Origin of the sequence: Ammoniphilus resinae, from assembly GCF_017873965.1 — a bacterium.
Lineage (GTDB): Bacteria > Bacillota > Bacilli > Aneurinibacillales > RAOX-1 > Ammoniphilus_A > Ammoniphilus_A resinae.
In genome coordinates, this window is sequence record NZ_JAGGKT010000001.1 from 608,693 (window position 1) to 623,971 (window position 15,279).

23 protein-coding genes are annotated in these 15,279 nt (G+C 39.5%); 17 read left to right on the forward strand and 6 right to left on the reverse strand.

Annotated elements, in window-relative coordinates; translation table 11 throughout:
• Window positions 1–5 precede the first annotated feature (5 nt).
• The 4 genes from J2Z37_RS02970 (at window position 6) to fabI (ending at window position 2,167) form a co-directional block, all read left to right on the forward strand.
• Window positions 6–533 (forward strand): TetR/AcrR family transcriptional regulator, encoded by a 528-nt coding sequence (locus J2Z37_RS02970; protein WP_209808693.1) that lies wholly within the window; start codon window positions 6–8, stop codon window positions 531–533.
• A gap of 56 nt (window positions 534–589) precedes the next feature.
• Window positions 590–847: a hypothetical protein gene (locus tag J2Z37_RS02975; protein ID WP_209808694.1), complete on the forward strand. Its 258-nt coding sequence runs from the start codon at window positions 590–592 to the stop codon at window positions 845–847.
• Between the two features lie 101 nt (window positions 848–948).
• The gene (locus J2Z37_RS02980; RefSeq protein ID WP_209808695.1) at window positions 949–1,290 is read left to right on the forward strand and encodes a hypothetical protein; all 342 of its coding nucleotides are present in this window, start codon (window positions 949–951) and stop codon (window positions 1,288–1,290) included.
• A 97-nt stretch (window positions 1,291–1,387) separates the two neighbouring features.
• Window positions 1,388–2,167 carry an enoyl-ACP reductase FabI gene (gene fabI, locus J2Z37_RS02985; RefSeq protein ID WP_209808696.1) on the forward strand — a complete coding sequence of 260 codons (780 nt, stop codon included), beginning with the start codon at window positions 1,388–1,390 and terminating at the stop codon, window positions 2,165–2,167.
• A 124-nt stretch (window positions 2,168–2,291) separates the two neighbouring features.
• Here fabI and J2Z37_RS02990 read toward each other — a convergent pair whose 3' ends face one another.
• Window positions 2,292–2,633, reverse strand: a complete 342-nt coding sequence (locus tag J2Z37_RS02990) for a hypothetical protein (RefSeq protein WP_209808697.1) — start codon at window positions 2,631–2,633, stop codon at window positions 2,292–2,294.
• Between the two features lie 117 nt (window positions 2,634–2,750).
• On the opposite strand from J2Z37_RS02990, the gene J2Z37_RS02995 reads away from it, so the two are divergent.
• Window positions 2,751–3,605: a PHP domain-containing protein gene (locus tag J2Z37_RS02995; RefSeq protein WP_209808698.1), complete on the forward strand. Its 855-nt coding sequence runs from the start codon at window positions 2,751–2,753 to the stop codon at window positions 3,603–3,605.
• Window positions 3,606–3,712: 107 nt separating this feature from the next.
• The gene (locus J2Z37_RS03000; RefSeq protein ID WP_209808699.1) at window positions 3,713–4,276 is read left to right on the forward strand and encodes a phosphatidylglycerophosphatase A family protein; all 564 of its coding nucleotides are present in this window, start codon (window positions 3,713–3,715) and stop codon (window positions 4,274–4,276) included.
• 26 nt (window positions 4,277–4,302) lie between these two features.
• On the opposite strand, the gene J2Z37_RS03005 is transcribed toward J2Z37_RS03000, so the two are convergent.
• Window positions 4,303–4,776, reverse strand: coding sequence for a hypothetical protein (locus tag J2Z37_RS03005; protein WP_209808700.1), 474 nt, complete (start codon window positions 4,774–4,776; stop codon window positions 4,303–4,305).
• 356 nt (window positions 4,777–5,132) lie between these two features.
• Between J2Z37_RS03005 and J2Z37_RS03010 the strand changes: the two genes are divergently transcribed.
• Together J2Z37_RS03010 and J2Z37_RS03015 are read left to right on the forward strand one after the other, a co-directional pair.
• Entirely contained in the window at window positions 5,133–5,762 is a 630-nt protein-coding gene (locus J2Z37_RS03010) for a hypothetical protein (RefSeq protein WP_209808701.1), read from the forward strand.
• 87 nt (window positions 5,763–5,849) lie between these two features.
• Complete coding sequence (locus J2Z37_RS03015) at window positions 5,850–6,230, forward strand: DUF4912 domain-containing protein (RefSeq protein WP_245203499.1); 381 nt, start codon at window positions 5,850–5,852, stop codon at window positions 6,228–6,230.
• A 37-nt stretch (window positions 6,231–6,267) separates the two neighbouring features.
• Here the strand turns inward: J2Z37_RS03015 and J2Z37_RS03020 are convergent, their stop codons facing one another.
• Window positions 6,268–6,702 (reverse strand): DUF1885 family protein, encoded by a 435-nt coding sequence (locus tag J2Z37_RS03020; RefSeq protein WP_245203500.1) that lies wholly within the window; start codon window positions 6,700–6,702, stop codon window positions 6,268–6,270.
• A gap of 192 nt (window positions 6,703–6,894) precedes the next feature.
• Here J2Z37_RS03020 and J2Z37_RS03025 point away from each other — a divergent pair, with 192 nt between their 5' ends.
• Complete coding sequence (locus J2Z37_RS03025) at window positions 6,895–7,413, forward strand: MarR family winged helix-turn-helix transcriptional regulator (RefSeq protein ID WP_209808703.1); 519 nt, start codon at window positions 6,895–6,897, stop codon at window positions 7,411–7,413.
• A gap of 151 nt (window positions 7,414–7,564) precedes the next feature.
• On the forward strand, window positions 7,565–7,687 hold the full coding sequence (locus J2Z37_RS03030; protein WP_209808704.1) for a GapA-binding peptide SR1P: 123 nt from the start codon (window positions 7,565–7,567) through the stop codon (window positions 7,685–7,687).
• Between the two features lie 508 nt (window positions 7,688–8,195).
• On the opposite strand, the gene J2Z37_RS03035 is transcribed toward J2Z37_RS03030, so the two are convergent.
• Both J2Z37_RS03035 and J2Z37_RS03040 read right to left on the reverse strand, forming a co-directional pair.
• Window positions 8,196–9,665 (reverse strand): aminotransferase class I/II-fold pyridoxal phosphate-dependent enzyme, encoded by a 1,470-nt coding sequence (locus J2Z37_RS03035; protein WP_209808705.1) that lies wholly within the window; start codon window positions 9,663–9,665, stop codon window positions 8,196–8,198.
• Between the two features lie 140 nt (window positions 9,666–9,805).
• Window positions 9,806–10,435, reverse strand: coding sequence for a DUF1054 domain-containing protein (locus J2Z37_RS03040; RefSeq protein WP_209808706.1), 630 nt, complete (start codon window positions 10,433–10,435; stop codon window positions 9,806–9,808).
• Window positions 10,436–10,612: 177 nt separating this feature from the next.
• Between J2Z37_RS03040 and J2Z37_RS03045 the strand changes: the two genes are divergently transcribed.
• The 7 genes from J2Z37_RS03045 to J2Z37_RS03075 all read left to right on the forward strand — a co-directional run bounded on the left by J2Z37_RS03045 (window position 10,613) and on the right by J2Z37_RS03075 (window position 14,594).
• Window positions 10,613–11,212 (forward strand): hypothetical protein, encoded by a 600-nt coding sequence (locus J2Z37_RS03045; protein WP_209808707.1) that lies wholly within the window; start codon window positions 10,613–10,615, stop codon window positions 11,210–11,212.
• 107 nt (window positions 11,213–11,319) lie between these two features.
• The gene (locus J2Z37_RS03050; RefSeq protein WP_209808708.1) at window positions 11,320–11,832 is read left to right on the forward strand and encodes a DUF4446 family protein; all 513 of its coding nucleotides are present in this window, start codon (window positions 11,320–11,322) and stop codon (window positions 11,830–11,832) included.
• Window positions 11,833–11,970: 138 nt separating this feature from the next.
• Window positions 11,971–12,744, forward strand: a complete 774-nt coding sequence (locus tag J2Z37_RS03055) for an HAD family hydrolase (RefSeq protein ID WP_209808709.1) — start codon at window positions 11,971–11,973, stop codon at window positions 12,742–12,744.
• Between the two features lie 311 nt (window positions 12,745–13,055).
• Window positions 13,056–13,310, forward strand: coding sequence for a YlaH-like family protein (locus tag J2Z37_RS03060; RefSeq protein WP_209808710.1), 255 nt, complete (start codon window positions 13,056–13,058; stop codon window positions 13,308–13,310).
• Window positions 13,311–13,398: 88 nt separating this feature from the next.
• Window positions 13,399–13,677, forward strand: a complete 279-nt coding sequence (locus J2Z37_RS03065) for a hypothetical protein (protein WP_209808711.1) — start codon at window positions 13,399–13,401, stop codon at window positions 13,675–13,677.
• A gap of 69 nt (window positions 13,678–13,746) precedes the next feature.
• On the forward strand, window positions 13,747–14,097 hold the full coding sequence (locus J2Z37_RS03070) for a c-type cytochrome (RefSeq protein ID WP_209808712.1): 351 nt from the start codon (window positions 13,747–13,749) through the stop codon (window positions 14,095–14,097).
• Between the two features lie 41 nt (window positions 14,098–14,138).
• Window positions 14,139–14,594 carry a pyridoxamine 5'-phosphate oxidase family protein gene (locus J2Z37_RS03075; protein WP_209808713.1) on the forward strand — a complete coding sequence of 152 codons (456 nt, stop codon included), beginning with the start codon at window positions 14,139–14,141 and terminating at the stop codon, window positions 14,592–14,594.
• A gap of 33 nt (window positions 14,595–14,627) precedes the next feature.
• Here J2Z37_RS03075 and J2Z37_RS03080 read toward each other — a convergent pair whose 3' ends face one another.
• Window positions 14,628–15,164: a YhcN/YlaJ family sporulation lipoprotein gene (locus J2Z37_RS03080; RefSeq protein ID WP_342453770.1), complete on the reverse strand. Its 537-nt coding sequence runs from the start codon at window positions 15,162–15,164 to the stop codon at window positions 14,628–14,630.
• Between the last annotated feature and the right edge of the window lie 115 nt (window positions 15,165–15,279).

Genomic DNA, 15,279 nt, shown 5'->3' on the forward strand with positions numbered 1-15,279 from the left:
TGAAGATGGGGAAACCAAAGAATATAAAAAAACAGGACTTGATTTCTTCAGCGAGAAAACAGCTATTGCAGAAAGGACAAACCCAGGTCACATTAAAAAATGTCGCTCAGGCGGCAGGTGTTACCCAAGGGGTAGTTTATTACCATTTTAAAACGAAAGATCAGCTTTTGTTGTCCCTTCTAGAGGATTATCTAGAAAAATTGAAAGTAGAAGAAAAAAGAACGTTAAAAAGTTGGTTGGCAGATGAGATGTATAAGGCTCAAATCTCGTCAGGAGAGATGGCCCTGTTATTCGAATTAATTTCCCTCTCTCTTCATCAAAAGGAAATGAAAAATACGTTAGGGCAAGCGTTGAGGCAAAAGATTCGCAATACGGAGGAATGGGCAGGAGCTGATCCTACATCTGCCCGATTGATTACCGCCATGTTGGATGGTTTAGCTATGCAGGCTATCTTTGATCCCACCTTTGATGAAAGAGAGGTTTATGACGCGGCAAAAAAGAAGCTTCTTGATTTACTTGGAAATGATGAATAAGAAAACATTTGCAATAGAAAAATAAGGGAAGCGATCCTTGAAAAGGAGTGAATTCCTTGACATACGTTTGTCCATTATGTAATTGTTTGACGGCTTCTTCACCGAATTGTCCAAAATGCAGCCAACCTATGGTTGACCAAGGAAGGTTAATGGATACCTTCGATGATTACAGCCCTTATTTGGATATTGAAGGGATGAAAAAAGCTGACGGTTATCCCGAAGATTCTTACGATCATCAGTGTCCACATATATTTCTTTGCCTTAGCTGCGGGGAACAGGTCACCCAACTGATTGATGAAATGATTATGGCTTAATTCCTTTAGAAAATAGGCAGGCAATTTGTCTATGGGACTACCACCCTTTATCCAGAATTACGTAGTATATAAAAGCAATCTAGGATGGAGGTGGTTTGGATATGAGCAGGAAACAGGCCAAACGTTTACTTAAAGCAAATCCGGGATTTGAAGCATGGTTGAAGGAAAAACCTGAGGAAGTGACAAAGGTAAGGGAAAATCCAACTGTAATCCAAGGAATGTTTGAACAGTGGAAAAAACAACAAACGCAGAAAGAGCAGCTTGAACGGATTGAAGCGAGTTATCGTCATATGATTAACCAATTTAATGAACTGAATACATTACTGCAACGCGCGGATCAAATAGCTGGTAATGTCAAAGCGATAAATAAGAATATAAAAGCCTCAAAACTCTACCAAACGATGCTTTTATCATCACGTAAATCAGGAAAAAAAGTGGTTTAAAATTTAACACAAGGATAATAGATTTTCTTTTTTTCCACGAAGTGGTATAATAATCACACTACTATCGTGGTTTTTTTAATAGTGAAGGAGGCTTTTCATGAAGGATTTATTAGCAGGGAAAAAATTTGTTATCATGGGCGTTGCAAATAAGAGAAGCATTGCCTGGGGAATCGCTCAATCTCTACATAATGCAGGCGCTACTTTAATTTTTACATATCAGGGTGAAAGATTCAAAAAAAGTGTTGAAGAACTAGTAGAAACACTAGGACAAGAGACCAATTATCTGATTTCCTGTGATGTAACAAACGATGAGGATATCGAACAAGCCTTTAACCAAATTAAAGAACAAGTTGGAACGATTCACGGGTTAGCCCATTGTATTGCCTTTGCAAAGAAGGAGGAATTGGAAGGGGAGTATGTGAACACTTCCCGTGAAGGGTATGCCCTTGCACATGACATTAGTGCCTATTCCTTGGTTGCTGTTTCTAAGGCGGCTAAGCCGTTGATGACAGAGGGTGGCTCGATCCTTACGATGACTTATCTTGGCGGGGAACGAGTAGTGACTAACTATAATGTCATGGGTGTTGCTAAAGCAGCCCTCGATGCATCTGTTCGCTATCTTGCAGCAGACCTAGGGAAGTACAATATCCGCGTGAATGCGATCTCCGCTGGTCCAATTCGAACGCTAGCAGCAAAAGGGATCGGGGATTTCAATTCCATCTTTAAAGTCATTGAAGAAAAGGCACCACTTCGCAGAAGTGTCGATACTTCTGATGTCGGTGATACAGCAGCATTCCTAATGAGCAATATGTCTCGTGGAATTACTGGCGAAATTATTCATGTGGATGCGGGTTATAATATATTAGGATTATCATAATAAAGTTAACGCCAAAAGCTTCATCGGAACCTCGATTGAAGCTTTTCTTATGGGAAAAAAGGGTGCCTAGCACCCATTTTCCCAGTTTAAGTTAGTTAAAGTGTAGAAGTGAATGAAACTTCTCCTAATTTGAAAGCAAATAATCGGCAATCTCTGCCAATTTGCTTTCTGCAGCTCGTTTAATTGGCTCGGGAATAGTTAACGAGGGTCTTAATTTCTCCATGTAGCTTAATTTTTCTAAGTAGGGATAACCTATTTTTGATAAGAGTTCATCTTGGTAAGAAGGACTTAGGGAAATAGGGATTTTCAATAAATATGTACTTCTTGTAGCCGAGTCCTGGATAGTCAATTGAAACGTGGGCACCTCCATTCGCCCACACCGTTTGAATCCTTGCTGGATTAGAATCTCTTCGACGGAAGAGTATGGTTTTACCAACCCAACTATCCATTTGTCTTTTAATTGCACTGCAGTTCCTCCCTGGAAAATTATTTTAATACCCGCGATTGGGAGATAAAAACTAAGATAATTCATATCTATGATTTAATTAGCCAATTATTCTGTTAAATGGAAATGAGGGATAAGATGGAATTAGTGGATCTTCACTCACATACAACGGCATCCGATGGGACGTATACCCCCTCTGAGAGTGTGCAACGTGCAAAGAGTAAAGGACTGAGAGCTTTTGCTATTACAGATCATGATACTGTAGCTGGAATTCAGGAAGCCGTGGAAATGGGAAAAAAATGCGGAATTGAGATTGTGCCTGGGATTGAAATTAGTACAGTAGATGCCGGTCAGGATATCCATGTTTTAGGTTATTACATGGATTATATGCAGCCCCAATTCTTGCAACAGCTGGAATCATTGCGAAATGTTCGGAATGTCAGAAATGAAATGCTGATTCACAACTTGCAGCAGTTAAAGATTCCGATCACTATGGAGGAAGTGGTTAAACGAAAGAAAATGAAGGAAGGGAATATAGGTAGACCGCATATTGCTGAAGTGTTGATGGAGAAAGGAGTTGTACAATCTGTACAGGAAGCGTTTGAACTGTATCTGGGTAAAAATGGTAAGGCCTATGCCAATCCCCCAAGAATTACACCGGAAGAAGCCATCGATCTAATTAAGGAGGCACAGGGTGTAGCAGTCCTTGCGCATCCAGGCTTGTATGCCAATAGGGAGTTGGTTATTCGTTTGATTCATTATGGCCTGGATGGAATTGAGGTTTTTCATCCGGATCATTCTGCTGAAGAAGCAGCTTATTTTGCTGAATTAGCTACCGAAAATGGTTTAATTGGGACGGCTGGATCCGATTTCCACGGGGAACGAAACGGGGTCATTTTTCACGGGGATATAGGTGATGCTACGACCCACTATGATGCAGTGGATAAATTAAGAAAAGCTTCGATTGAGGCGCGGACAAAAAAGCTTCGATAGAAGCTTTTTTGCTTGTGGGTAAAAAAAGATGGTGATAACGGTGTACGCGTTCACATAGGATAGCGTATAATTATTCTACCTTTACATGGGAAAGGAGAATAGAGAAAATGAGGAGACAAGTGCATAGCAAAGAGGTAAAAGCAGCTGCGTTAAAGCGTCTAGCGGACCGAGGGGTAACCATCGAAGATATTGCAGAGGTTGTCTACCTCATGCAGGCCCCTTATCATGTGGGCTTAAAAATAGAAACTTGTATCGATAGTGTCAATGCAGTTCTGGAGAAAAGGGAGATCCAACATGCTCTTCTTGTCGGTACAGAACTTGATATTTTAGCAGAAAAGAAAATGCTAACAGAGCCTTTATTATCCATTGTGGAAAGCGACGAAGGACTCTTCGGTTGTGATGAAACATTAGCATTAGGCTCCGTTTTCGGCTATGGCAGCATCGCAGTCACTACTTTCGGACATCTAGACAAACAAAAAGTAGGGATTATAAAGCGGTTGGATACCAAACGAGGCAATGGGATTCATACCTTCCTTGATGATCTGGTCGCAAGTATTGCTTCCTCCGCGTCAAGCCGGATTGCACACCGTTTACGGGACGAAGAAGAGGAAGAAAGAGAAAGACAAATCCTTGAACAGAATAAGGAATCAGACCCAGGGCAAGCTGGATAGGAATTCCTAAAATGGATAGGATATAATTAGTCGGTTTTTTGGGTCATTTCCAGTTTCTTTTCTGTTGTTTTCGATTGGAAGTGACATGAATTAATACATTGATTAAAGGGTTTGGACTTATAGTGCCGACACCCACTGCAAAACTGTTCCACATATTGAACAACGGGATTGGAGTAAAACCTTTTCTCAAATTCTAATAGCTGTCTAATTAGGGTTTTCTTCAATTCCTCCAAAATCGTTTGCGAGTCCATCGGATCAAGGACAACAAGGAAGACCCTGATTTTATCTGCTTCTACAGTGATTTTGGCTTTTAAGTGCAAAGCGTGATCACTAATGTGAAAGCCGTCTAATAACATCTGTATCCCTAAATGACTAATTGGTCGAATAATATAGGTTTCTTTTATATGAAACTGGACAATGCCGTGAAAATGGTGTTCAATCTGGAAATGTTCCTGAAATGTCCGGTTAATCAATACCCTTTTCATCCAATTTTTCAGCATCCTAACCACCCTTATACATTTTATAGTTAGTTTTCTCAGGTTAGGTAAAATCAATGAAGGGAATTTTTTAGAATGAAATGGATATATTGGTCAAGAACATTTGAGTCCAAATTCCAGGCAGGATGTCTTGCCAAACGTATGGAGGAGGACTGGTGGGTCTACGGATACCGTAGTCCTCAAGAGGTCGAAATTATTCGTCTCAAGAATGGTAAATACGGGGTGCGATACGTTTGGTAAGGGAGGTGAGGGATGCCTCTTTTTTTTGTTTCCGGGAAAATGAAAATTTGTGGAAATCAAACAAAACAAATGGCTTACCTATGCGTATAAGATATAAGAACTTATTCGGAGGTATTTACATGAAAAAGAAGGTTTTGGCACTACTTACAGCTTTTGCACTTATTGGATCCCCTTCTGTTTTTGCCCAAACCGATGGAAGCGGTGAGGATGACGGTAATCAATCCAAGGTCAATATTGTTATGGACAATCAATATTTTAATGAGCTAGGTGCACCTAACTTAATGTTTAACAGTTACACCTATGTTCCCCTAAAAGCATTTGCGGAGACATTAGGTGCCTTTATTCAAGATTTAGGATCGAGTACGGTGAAAATAGTCAAACCGAACGTAAACTTAATTGTTTCTGAAAACAAGGAAATTAACAAAACCAATGATAGATTTTCTATCACTCCTTTTTCTGCTGTTGCTAAAGGACAAACCAAAACTCCACACATTTATTTTGCGATTGATAATGCCCCTTTAACAAAGGAACTGTATTCGCGGATCGTTGTATTGGACCCGTCTAAGGAAGAGGTGTCGATGACCCAATTAAATGTGATCAATACCGAGAAAAAAGGGACAGATCTTGTCGGGATCGTAACCCTCGACAAAATATCATTCGATAAGTCCGGGAATTACACGGTTCAGTTTCTTATGAAGGTAAAGGGGAACTACATCAAAGTAGGACAAACCTTGATAAAATCTAACTAAGGAATGAAATGTCTTTTTTTCGCATTTCCTTTCTTTCGGCATAATGATATAATTATTTTAATATAGTTTATTAAATATTATTTTGGCATGAGAAAGGAATTGAGTGTAAGAATGAAATCGAAGCCCGAGCCTTCGCTTGATGTTGATGGACCAAGTATCCAAATTTCATGGAAGGATAGTTCTTCATTACTTGCGGAATGGGAGGTTACCGAACAAACCAAATTAAGTATTGAAGAAAGGTTTCATATTCCAATTGTTGAATTGCCATTTGTTCTTAGACTTTACGATGTAACAGAACGGGAAATTAAACAGGATGGACTCGATCGTTACGTTGATTTCCATATAAACTATCAGGCACCGGAATGGATTCTCTACGGGATTGAAGAAGGAAGATCTTATTGTGTTGAATTAGGGGTTCGAATGATTGATGGACGCTACTATTCGTTAATTCGATCAAGTCGTCTTTAAACAGGGCGAAAGGCTATCTGTAGCAGATAGCCTTTTTTCATTTTCTTGGATAATAGTACATAACCCGTCCGTTAAATAGATGGAGTTCACCTTTGTACTCTTTAGCCAAGTATTTACAAAACTCATTTGCTTTTCCTTTGTCTCCATGGGTACCATCTTCCGGAAGGACAACCTGGATAAAGTGCTGCTGTTTCTTTTCTCCTGCTTCTTCCAACTCCTGGGCACCAACACCAAAAATAATATATTTATAAAGCTTAGGATCATTTCCTTTAAGATAAAACCATGTTCCCTCGGATTCTGTCTTTTCTACGATTGTGTATGGAAAAGCCATATCCGCATATCCCCAACTTAACTGTTTTCCGGTTTTTGAGGTCATGTCTATGTAATGATGGATTTTATCTTTGAGATCCTTTAAAGTGATCTGCTGTACTGTTGATTCTGGAACCAACTTGATAAATGCGCTTTGACCCAATTCATACTCCCCCTTTTGCAAAGCATTTGCACACCACAATATTAGCATTCCCCGATGTGTTTTACAACCGAAATACATATAACAAAAAGGGTTGACTAAATTTTTAGAAAAATATACAATAAACATAATAGTTTATATACAAAAGGACGCACAGGTTAAATTGATTCTAATTGGAATAAGGTGAGAAGAAGAATGAATGAAACGCAGGACCGAATCCAGCAGCTTCACGAGGCATTAAATATGTTTCGTGCCATTTCCGTAGTGAACAAGGACGATTGGGAAGCAACAGCAAAAAAAATGGACCTAGATTCAGCTGTACAATTGAATATTTTATGGATTGTTTATTGTTACGAAGGAGTACGCGTTACCCAAATCGCAGAATGGACTTTTTGGCATCCGTCATCCGTTGTTATTCATGTTAAGAAAATGATGGAAAAGGATCTTATTACGATTGAGAAAAGTGATAAAGACGGCCGTGTAGTGAATGTTTTCTTAACCGAGCGAGGTAAGAAAGTAGTCGAAGATAGCCGTGTACAAGCTCTTGATAACTTCCAATTCACCAAGGCCTTGGAGAGCTTTAAGGAAAAATTCGGCCCCAATGTGACCAATCTCTTTTTCGAATGCTTGACCTTCCTGGCAGAGCAGTTACATGGTGAGGAAAAAATTAAGTGGATTAAAGAGGGCGAAGAGAAGGTAAGAGAGATTTCGTAGTGAGAAAAATCCCTGTTCTTTGAGAAGAGCGGGGATTTTTTTGTTGAAAATAACCTATTGACTCAATTAGTATAACATATTATTATAATAGCATAACATTAAAGTTCAAATTCAGTTTAAATATACTTTGAAATTTAGGGAGCGTGGAATCATGGGGACAATCGTATGCCAAGACTGTGAAGCTATCATTGATCATTTTGAATCGGAAAAATGCGGCGTGCTCTATGGGGTTTGCCACTGCTGTGAACATAAAGAAGAAAGAAGTAAAAACTAAACCTTCCGGATGGAAGGTTTTTTTTGTGTTATCCTAACTTTAGTGTAAGGGACGTATTAAGTCCCAAATCTTCCGGTGTAGTCCAAGGTTAGTTTTCAAATGCTATAAGGGACAGGGTGCAAGTAAACAGACTAGAAGTTGTCTCGAATCGAAGGGAATCGGGACAGGGTGCGAGTAGATAGACCAGAAGTTGTCACGAATCAGGGGGAATCGGGACTAGGTGCGGGTAAATAGACCAGAAGTTGTCGCGAATCAGAGGGAATCGGGACAGGGTGCGAGTAATAGACCAAAAGTTGTCACGAATCAGGGGAAATCGGTACAGAGTGAGAGTAAACAGACCAGAAGTTGTCGCGAATCAGAGGGAATCGGGACAGGGTGCGAGTAAATAGACCAAAAGTTGTCGCGAATCAGCTTGAATTGAGGCTAGGTGACTGTAAATAGTCCACGGAACCAACAAACAAAAAGAGACCTGGTGATTCTCTCCACCAGGTCTCTCACTGCATAACTTTTATCTAATCGGTGTATGCCTCTTAATTACTCGAACAGTTCTAATACTTTCATCCTCGGGTCCCTGTACCGGCAATCCGGCTTCAAGGTTTTGTAGGATATATTGGATATTGTCCTCGGTGATGATTTCCCCTGGGAGGAAAATTGGGATTCCCGGCGGGTAAATCATAATAAATTCAGCAATAATCAATCCCTGGGCCTCTTTCAGGGGGACTATCTCCGTTTCTGAATAAAAGGCATCTCTCGGTGTTAAGGCGAGGGAAGGGATTTTTGGCAGGGTGACTTCTACGGAATGCAATTCATTCTTTTGATAGAATTGTTCTGAAAGCTCCTTTAATGCTTCGATCAAAATGGATATTGTTTCGTCTGTGTCACCAGGTGTCACGATGCAAAGAATATTATACAGGTCGCTAAGTTCAACTTCGATGTTATGGGCTTCACGTAGCCATTTTTCAACATCATAGCCGCTAATCCCTAAATCCTTTACATGAATGATCAGCTTGGTTGGATCCATTCCATAAGTAGCTGGGCCGCCCAAGATTTCTTCACCTACACAGTACATCCCAGGAATTCGATTAATCTCTCTCCGGGCAATTTTCGCCAAACGGATCGCTTCATCGATCATATCATGTCCATATGTCGCCAGTTGCTTACGAGCAGTATCCAGTGAAGCGAGAAGAATGTACGAAGTAGAAGTAGTTGTCAGCATACTAATGACTGATTTTACTCGATTGGCCGATACAAGTCCCTCGCGAACATTTAATACAGAAGTTTGCGTTAAGGAGCCGCCCAATTTATGAACGCTTGTTGCTGCCATATCTGCGCCTGCTTGCATGGCTGAAACCGGTAAATCCTCGTGGAAATGAATATGAACACCATGTGCTTCGTCAACGAGTACCGGAACACCATAGTGATGGGCAACTTTGACGATTTCCTTTAAATTTGCAGAGATTCCAAAATAGGTTGGATTAATGACCAACACTGCCTTTGCATCGGGGTGCTGAGCCAGGGCATGTTGTACGGCTTCAGTTGTTATGCCGTGCGAAATTCCGAGTTTAGGGTCCATTACGGGATGAACAAAAACTGGTGTAGCGCCTGCAAAGATAATCGCCGACATAACGGATTTATGAATGTTTCGTGGAACGATAATTTTATCCCCTGGCGCGCAAACAGACATAATCATGGACATGATCGCACCGCTAGTTCCTTGAATGGAGAAAAATGTATAGTCGGCACCAAAAGCATCCGCAGCCAATTTTTCTGCTTCCATAATCATACCCTTAGGATGATGGAGGTCGTCTAAAGGCGCGATATTTATCAAGTCAATGGCAAGTGCGTTTTTTCCTATAAAATCACGGAAATCCGGATTCATCCCTTGGCCCTTTTTATGGCCGGGAATATGAAATTGAACGGGATCCCTTTTTATATGTTCTAAGAGTCCTGTAAAAAGCGGAGTTTTATTTTGATCCATGACGTGTTCCCCCCATACCTTAAAATGACAACAAAATTGAGTATAGCAAAATACAAGACCATTCAACAATAGGTTTTGCTCTTAGGATTAGCCTATATTTAAGAATTTAACGAAAAAAATCCGCACAAGTTGGTGCGGATCTAAATTTCAATGTCCATAGTATAAAGTGGTAGAACAGTATGGAAAGTATTTTCTATTTTTTCTAGTAAGTCAGAAGGACTTTTTAAAATTGGATCTTCGCGATCAATCGTTATTCCGCATAAAATTTCTGATTTCTTCTTATTTGTGAGGTTAACAAAGGCATGTAATAAGTCTTCTTCACTTAACAGGTGATTTGGGTAACTTTCCGGTTTCATATGGTCAAAGCTCCAGACAAAGTCTTCCGGGATCATTCTTTTTATTTCTTGCACATTTTCTGCAAACTTTGTTCCAAGAACCCCTTTGGATGGAGCTTCATAAATCACAGCAAACCAAACAAAAAGATGTGTTGGCCAGAGTCCAACTTGAAAATGGGGCACCATCTTGTATCCTCGTTTATTATCTGACCAGGCAATCCATGTATCTTTTGGGGGATTGACGGTTCGCCGGGCATGTTTGGCTACATGATAAAACATTTCCTGTCCAGTTTTGACACTTAGAATGGGGGTAAAATGTTGTCCAAGCTGTTCAAATTTAGGGCGGATGCGCTCTTTTAATGCTTCCATACGTTCATCTAAACCAGCTATCTCAAAAACATCAAAATCTTTAGTAGAAAATCCTTCAAATTCCAATTTTTATCCTCCTATTTTTCCTTTGGATAACATAAATATACCATACGGATAACAACAGTAAAAAACACTTTGGAAAGTTTTCACACAACATAAAAAGAGGTTGATATTTTTATTTATTCGTAATATTATTTAAATATAAAAACCAATTTCCGAAAATTTAGTAAATGGAGGGCGCTTATGAAAACTTATGAAGAGATGGAATATAGTAACGTGTCCCTGCGATTTGAATATACACAAATACAAAGACTTATTGAAGAATTGGTTCAAGCAGGTCTTTCCGTCAGTTGGAAAGAAACGAGAAAATTCTATACGTTATCAGTGCAAACTTCATGGACAACACAACGGTTAAATTTTAATAAATATGGGAAAATATATCGATTAAGAAAAAGAAACTATAACATCAAAGATCAGCGATTCGCAAACATCCTGCATAGATTTATTCAAGAGGTTAAAGGGCATGCTGTACTTAAATTCTTTTCCAATGGTCAGTTGGTAGTCCAGAATATCCGTTACGGGGAGCCCGTTAAAATTACACAAATCGAAGGTTCAAGCAAGAAAGTCCTTTTTGAAAAAGAATGTACCGTTTCGATGGAAGAAGTTATTTTGGCATTTGAACGCGATGATGCTGAGGTACGCATCCCGGTTCTTCGATTGGAATTGGACTATGTATTAGCACAGTTATTTGAAGCCCTGAATGAGGATGACGAAAAGATGATTGATTCGTGTAAAGAAACGATTGAAAGGCTTCGACAGGAAATGGTTATGCTGGAAATTTAATTACAAATTGGCAACAACGTTTTATTTTCGGAACGGTGTTTTTTTCACACTTCAGGAAATTATAAAGTTCATACTGCCACCATACTCAAATATGCAAACAGCAAGGATTGAAGGGTGATAAAATGATGTTGCAGGATGAACGGATCTTGTTGTTCGGATTAATGTTTTTGCAATGGCTATTGCTAATTATTGTACTGGTATGGATGCTCATCATTAATTCTCGTTCCAAAAAAATTCTAAAGCAATTCCGCGAGTTAACAAACGGTGTAACAAAAGAAAATTTGGAAGCCATTTTAAGGAAGTTTTTGGATCAGACAAAGGAAGTTAGAGAAAGCCACCAAGAAGTTAAGCAAGAAATGACAGATCTAAAAAAAGCTGTCGGTAGAAAGAAGGGGAACGTAGGGGTTTACCGTTTCCACGCTTTTGACCATGAAGGAAGTGACCTGAGTTTTTCTATTGCCGTAATCGACGACATAGAGACAGGCTTTGTCCTAACCAGTATTTTTGGCAGGCAGGAATCTCGTGTCTATGCCAAACCATTGGATCGTGGGAAGTCGGTATACCATCTTACCAGTGAAGAAATAGAAGCCATTGAAAGAGCCAAAAAGTCCTTGTCTTAAGGGCTTTTCTTTTACTAAGCTTTTCGTTATTTAATCACTACTTTTTGAATTCCATTTTTCAAAAATAATGGGTATTTAGACTATTGCCAAGGAGGAAAAAGTATGATAGCGTAAAAAACAAAGTGGAGTTGAACAGCGATGTTTGTATTTGACATTGATGGAACGCTTCTTACAAGTAATGAACAAATTCCTCAAAGTACCTTCAAATCCTTGAAGAAATTAAAAGCAGCAGGTAATCCAATCACAATTTGTACCGGCAGAACTTGGGCCTGCACGAAACCTATCATTAACCAACTCCCTTCCCTTGTTGATTTTGTTATTTGTGGCAATGGTTCCCATATTCGTACGAACCAAGGTCAGATTTTATACGATAATAACCTACCACCAAATTTTATTAAAGGTTTTTTCGAGCTGGTATTTGGGGTGACAGATTTCTTAATTGCTACCAATCGAATGGTCATCAGTACTTCTACGGATACTCCCTATAATGATGTGGATCACTGTATGAAGCTATTCGATACTGAACTTTTCCATGAACGTATTCATGCCAAGAATCTGCTTGCCTTTAATATTGATAGGGTTCCTTACAAAGAAAGAACGTATATTCGAAATAAATTGGAAACGTTAGACCCTGAAGTGAAGCTAAGTCCTCTTTCAGATTTCTGGGAAGTACTCTCTGGTGTGGATAACAAGGCTACTGCACTGAAAACCTTAAGCAACCAAATTGGTATTCCACTTAAGCGATTTACAGCATTTGGTGATAATTTCAACGATCTGGATATGTTTGAAGTAGTGGGAACTGCAGTAGCTATGGGGAATGCTCCAGAGGCGGTAAAGAAGTCTGCGCATTATGTTACAGCCTCTAATAATCAGGACGGGATTTACCGTTATTTACGGAAACATGTACTGTAGTAATTTAAGATCAAATCAAGATTTGATAAACGCTAAATATGGTTGTGTGTTGACAGAATGGATAAAACTTCAACCGTTATTTTAGCTTTAATTGTGGTATGATATTGCTAGGCAAATTTCGATGACAAACCCTCTGATTCAAGAAGGTTGTTTCAACTATTTTGTTACTAGCCCTGCTGAATAGGGCTAGTTTTTTGTGCTGAAAATAGACCTTCTTCCTTCAAAAAATTAGATATATACTTGTCCTAAGGATAAAGAAAGGTTAAAGTAGTGATTGTGAGGTGAAGAACTTGACCATCATACAGCAATGGATGGATACATATCCGTTTTATTTCATTTTGGTTCTGGCAATAATCCTTTATGAATTAGGTTTTTCAAGGAAGCTTCCTATTTTAAAAAAGTTGGCGACATATGTTTTATTGGCTATAGGATGTATTCCGTTGACAATACTAAAAGTATTAGGTCTTCCGATTATTGGAGCAATGATTGTTGCAGCTGTCATCCTATTCCTTGCTCGTCTTCGTCGGCCTATGAATCTGAGGGATGAGCCATCGAGCCATGAATAATCTTTAAAGCCCTATAGGACAACTTATGGTTTGTGAATGTGAGCGATTCGACGAGGTACACAAACCTTTAGAGGAAGGAGCATAAGCGATGACCCTTATTGATGCATTGTCGAACTGGACCCAGTTGAAATTAGTAGTTAACTCTCGCCCAAATGATGAGGCTGCTATTATATCCTTAGACCACGTAGCAGATATTCTCAAGGAAGAGTTTGAAATTGTTCCAACTTCTTTGGAAAAGGTCGAGGCCCTTTACTTGGTGACGTTTAACGAGAAAGGGGTTGAGAAAACACAGACTTTTCCTGCTCAGGTTGCTGAGACGTTACTCCAATTTATCAACGAGAATCCTGATCGCTATGAATTTAAGTAGGATTATCGCAATTGCTATTAAATCATATTATAATAAACACATTGATTCTACAAAGGAGATGAAGAGAAAATGGATAAAACGGTAAGGGCATTGGTAGGAATCTTGGCAGGGGGATTGGTAATTGGGCTTGGACTAGCCTTCTCTGGTGCAGGTGTACCAAAAGAAGGGGAACAACAGGAAGCTGCTGCACAAGCGCCAACAGCCGAAGAAATACAATCCACGGTTCAATCTACGTGTACGGCATGTCACGGTGCTGACTTAAACGGAAGTGCAGGACCAAATCTACATAATTTGGATCAAAAATACAGCAAAGAAGAGATTGTTGATATTTTAGCCAATGGTAAAGGCGGTATGCCGAAAGGACTTGTGCCTGGCAATGAGGAATATGTTGCTGATTATCTTTTAACATTGAAACAGTAATCGTTAGATAAGATAAGAACTGAAAAAGAGGAGGTTTTCACGTGGCGGAAACCGTTGCTAATTCATTAAACGAACAGTTGTTTCCTTTATTGCAAAAGGAAAGGTTTGTTTTATTAACAACGATTGACAAGGTTACAGGCGGACCCAATACAAGCGCTATTTCTTGGATTTACGCACGGAATGAGTTAACCATTTCATTTGCCGTTGATAACCGCTCAAGGATTGTTGAAAATATAAAAAATAACCAGTTTGTGACACTGACTTTGATTGGTGCTGGGTCTGTATATAGTATTGCCGGGGAAGCCACTGTGGAAGTAGAGAAGATGGAGGATGTACCGTTAAAACTGGCGAAAATTAGTGTTCAAATTAAGGAAGTTCGCGATGTGATGTTTTACGGTTCACGTATCTCTGTTGAACCACAATATGAAAAAACATACAATAAACAAGCTGCAGCTAAGTTGGACGAACAAGTGATGACTGCATTGAAAAAAGCCTAGACGAAACTAGGCTTTTTTCAATGGGATTCTTTCCTATTTTGATTGATTGGATTGCTGTGGAGTTTTCTCCAATACATCGCGAGGAAGCTGCGGCATAATTCTTCCAGCAATATCTGCTAATTCCTCAGCAAACCCGGCAATTGGGCGCCCCCTTTTAATGTCCTGGTTAATTTCCCGAAGACGCTGAACAATATCTGGATCAGCAGTTACGATTGCGTTGGCCCCTTGTGGGTCTTTTTTTAATGCTTCTGCAACTGTGTACTTTATCGTACCAACCCGTGGGCGATCTAATTTGGCATTCACATCAATACCAACAATTGCAATTTTGGAAAAGACAATCGCCGTTGCTCCATTAACATTAGGCACATCAGTTGCAACCTTTACTAATCTTTTTGCAGTGGCATCAGGGCTTTGGTCTTTTGACTGTGGTTTAGCCGTTTGCGGAACTCGTTCTGTTTTTTGAACGGTTGCGCCATTTTTTGTATTCGGTTCGGCTTGTTGATTCTTTCCCATTTGACAACCTGCAAGGGCCAGAGATAATACTAGTGCAGTGTAAAGAAGATGTTTCACGTAATAACCCCTTTCTTGGCCTTTATAGTTTTATTCTCTCGAATGTTGAGGGGAATCATGCATATATATTTTCCACTCTTTCAACAAATTAACTCGTCTATATTGATTTTTGCAT

What these genes read in the sequence shown, in the direction of transcription:
- J2Z37_RS02970 (WP_209808693.1), top strand. Translation starts at nt 6, where the DNA reads ATGGGGAAACCAAAGAATATAAAAAAACAGGACTTGATTTCTTCAGCG.
- J2Z37_RS02980 (WP_209808695.1), top strand. Translation starts at nt 949, where the DNA reads ATGAGCAGGAAACAGGCCAAACGTTTACTTAAAGCAAATCCGGGATTT.
- fabI (WP_209808696.1), top strand. Translation starts at nt 1,388, where the DNA reads ATGAAGGATTTATTAGCAGGGAAAAAATTTGTTATCATGGGCGTTGCA.
- J2Z37_RS02995 (WP_209808698.1), top strand. Translation starts at nt 2,751, where the DNA reads ATGGAATTAGTGGATCTTCACTCACATACAACGGCATCCGATGGGACG.
- J2Z37_RS03000 (WP_209808699.1), top strand. Translation starts at nt 3,713, where the DNA reads ATGAGGAGACAAGTGCATAGCAAAGAGGTAAAAGCAGCTGCGTTAAAG.
- J2Z37_RS03005 (WP_209808700.1), bottom strand. Translation starts at nt 4,776, where the DNA reads ATGCTGAAAAATTGGATGAAAAGGGTATTGATTAACCGGACATTTCAG.
- J2Z37_RS03010 (WP_209808701.1), top strand. Translation starts at nt 5,133, where the DNA reads ATGAAAAAGAAGGTTTTGGCACTACTTACAGCTTTTGCACTTATTGGA.
- J2Z37_RS03015 (WP_245203499.1), top strand. Translation starts at nt 5,850, where the DNA reads ATGAGAAAGGAATTGAGTGTAAGAATGAAATCGAAGCCCGAGCCTTCG.
- J2Z37_RS03025 (WP_209808703.1), top strand. Translation starts at nt 6,895, where the DNA reads ATGAATGAAACGCAGGACCGAATCCAGCAGCTTCACGAGGCATTAAAT.
- J2Z37_RS03030 (WP_209808704.1), top strand. Translation starts at nt 7,565, where the DNA reads ATGGGGACAATCGTATGCCAAGACTGTGAAGCTATCATTGATCATTTT.
- J2Z37_RS03035 (WP_209808705.1), bottom strand. Translation starts at nt 9,665, where the DNA reads ATGGATCAAAATAAAACTCCGCTTTTTACAGGACTCTTAGAACATATA.
- J2Z37_RS03045 (WP_209808707.1), top strand. Translation starts at nt 10,613, where the DNA reads ATGAAAACTTATGAAGAGATGGAATATAGTAACGTGTCCCTGCGATTT.
- J2Z37_RS03055 (WP_209808709.1), top strand. Translation starts at nt 11,971, where the DNA reads ATGTTTGTATTTGACATTGATGGAACGCTTCTTACAAGTAATGAACAA.
- J2Z37_RS03060 (WP_209808710.1), top strand. Translation starts at nt 13,056, where the DNA reads ATGGATACATATCCGTTTTATTTCATTTTGGTTCTGGCAATAATCCTT.
- J2Z37_RS03065 (WP_209808711.1), top strand. Translation starts at nt 13,399, where the DNA reads ATGACCCTTATTGATGCATTGTCGAACTGGACCCAGTTGAAATTAGTA.
- J2Z37_RS03070 (WP_209808712.1), top strand. Translation starts at nt 13,747, where the DNA reads ATGGATAAAACGGTAAGGGCATTGGTAGGAATCTTGGCAGGGGGATTG.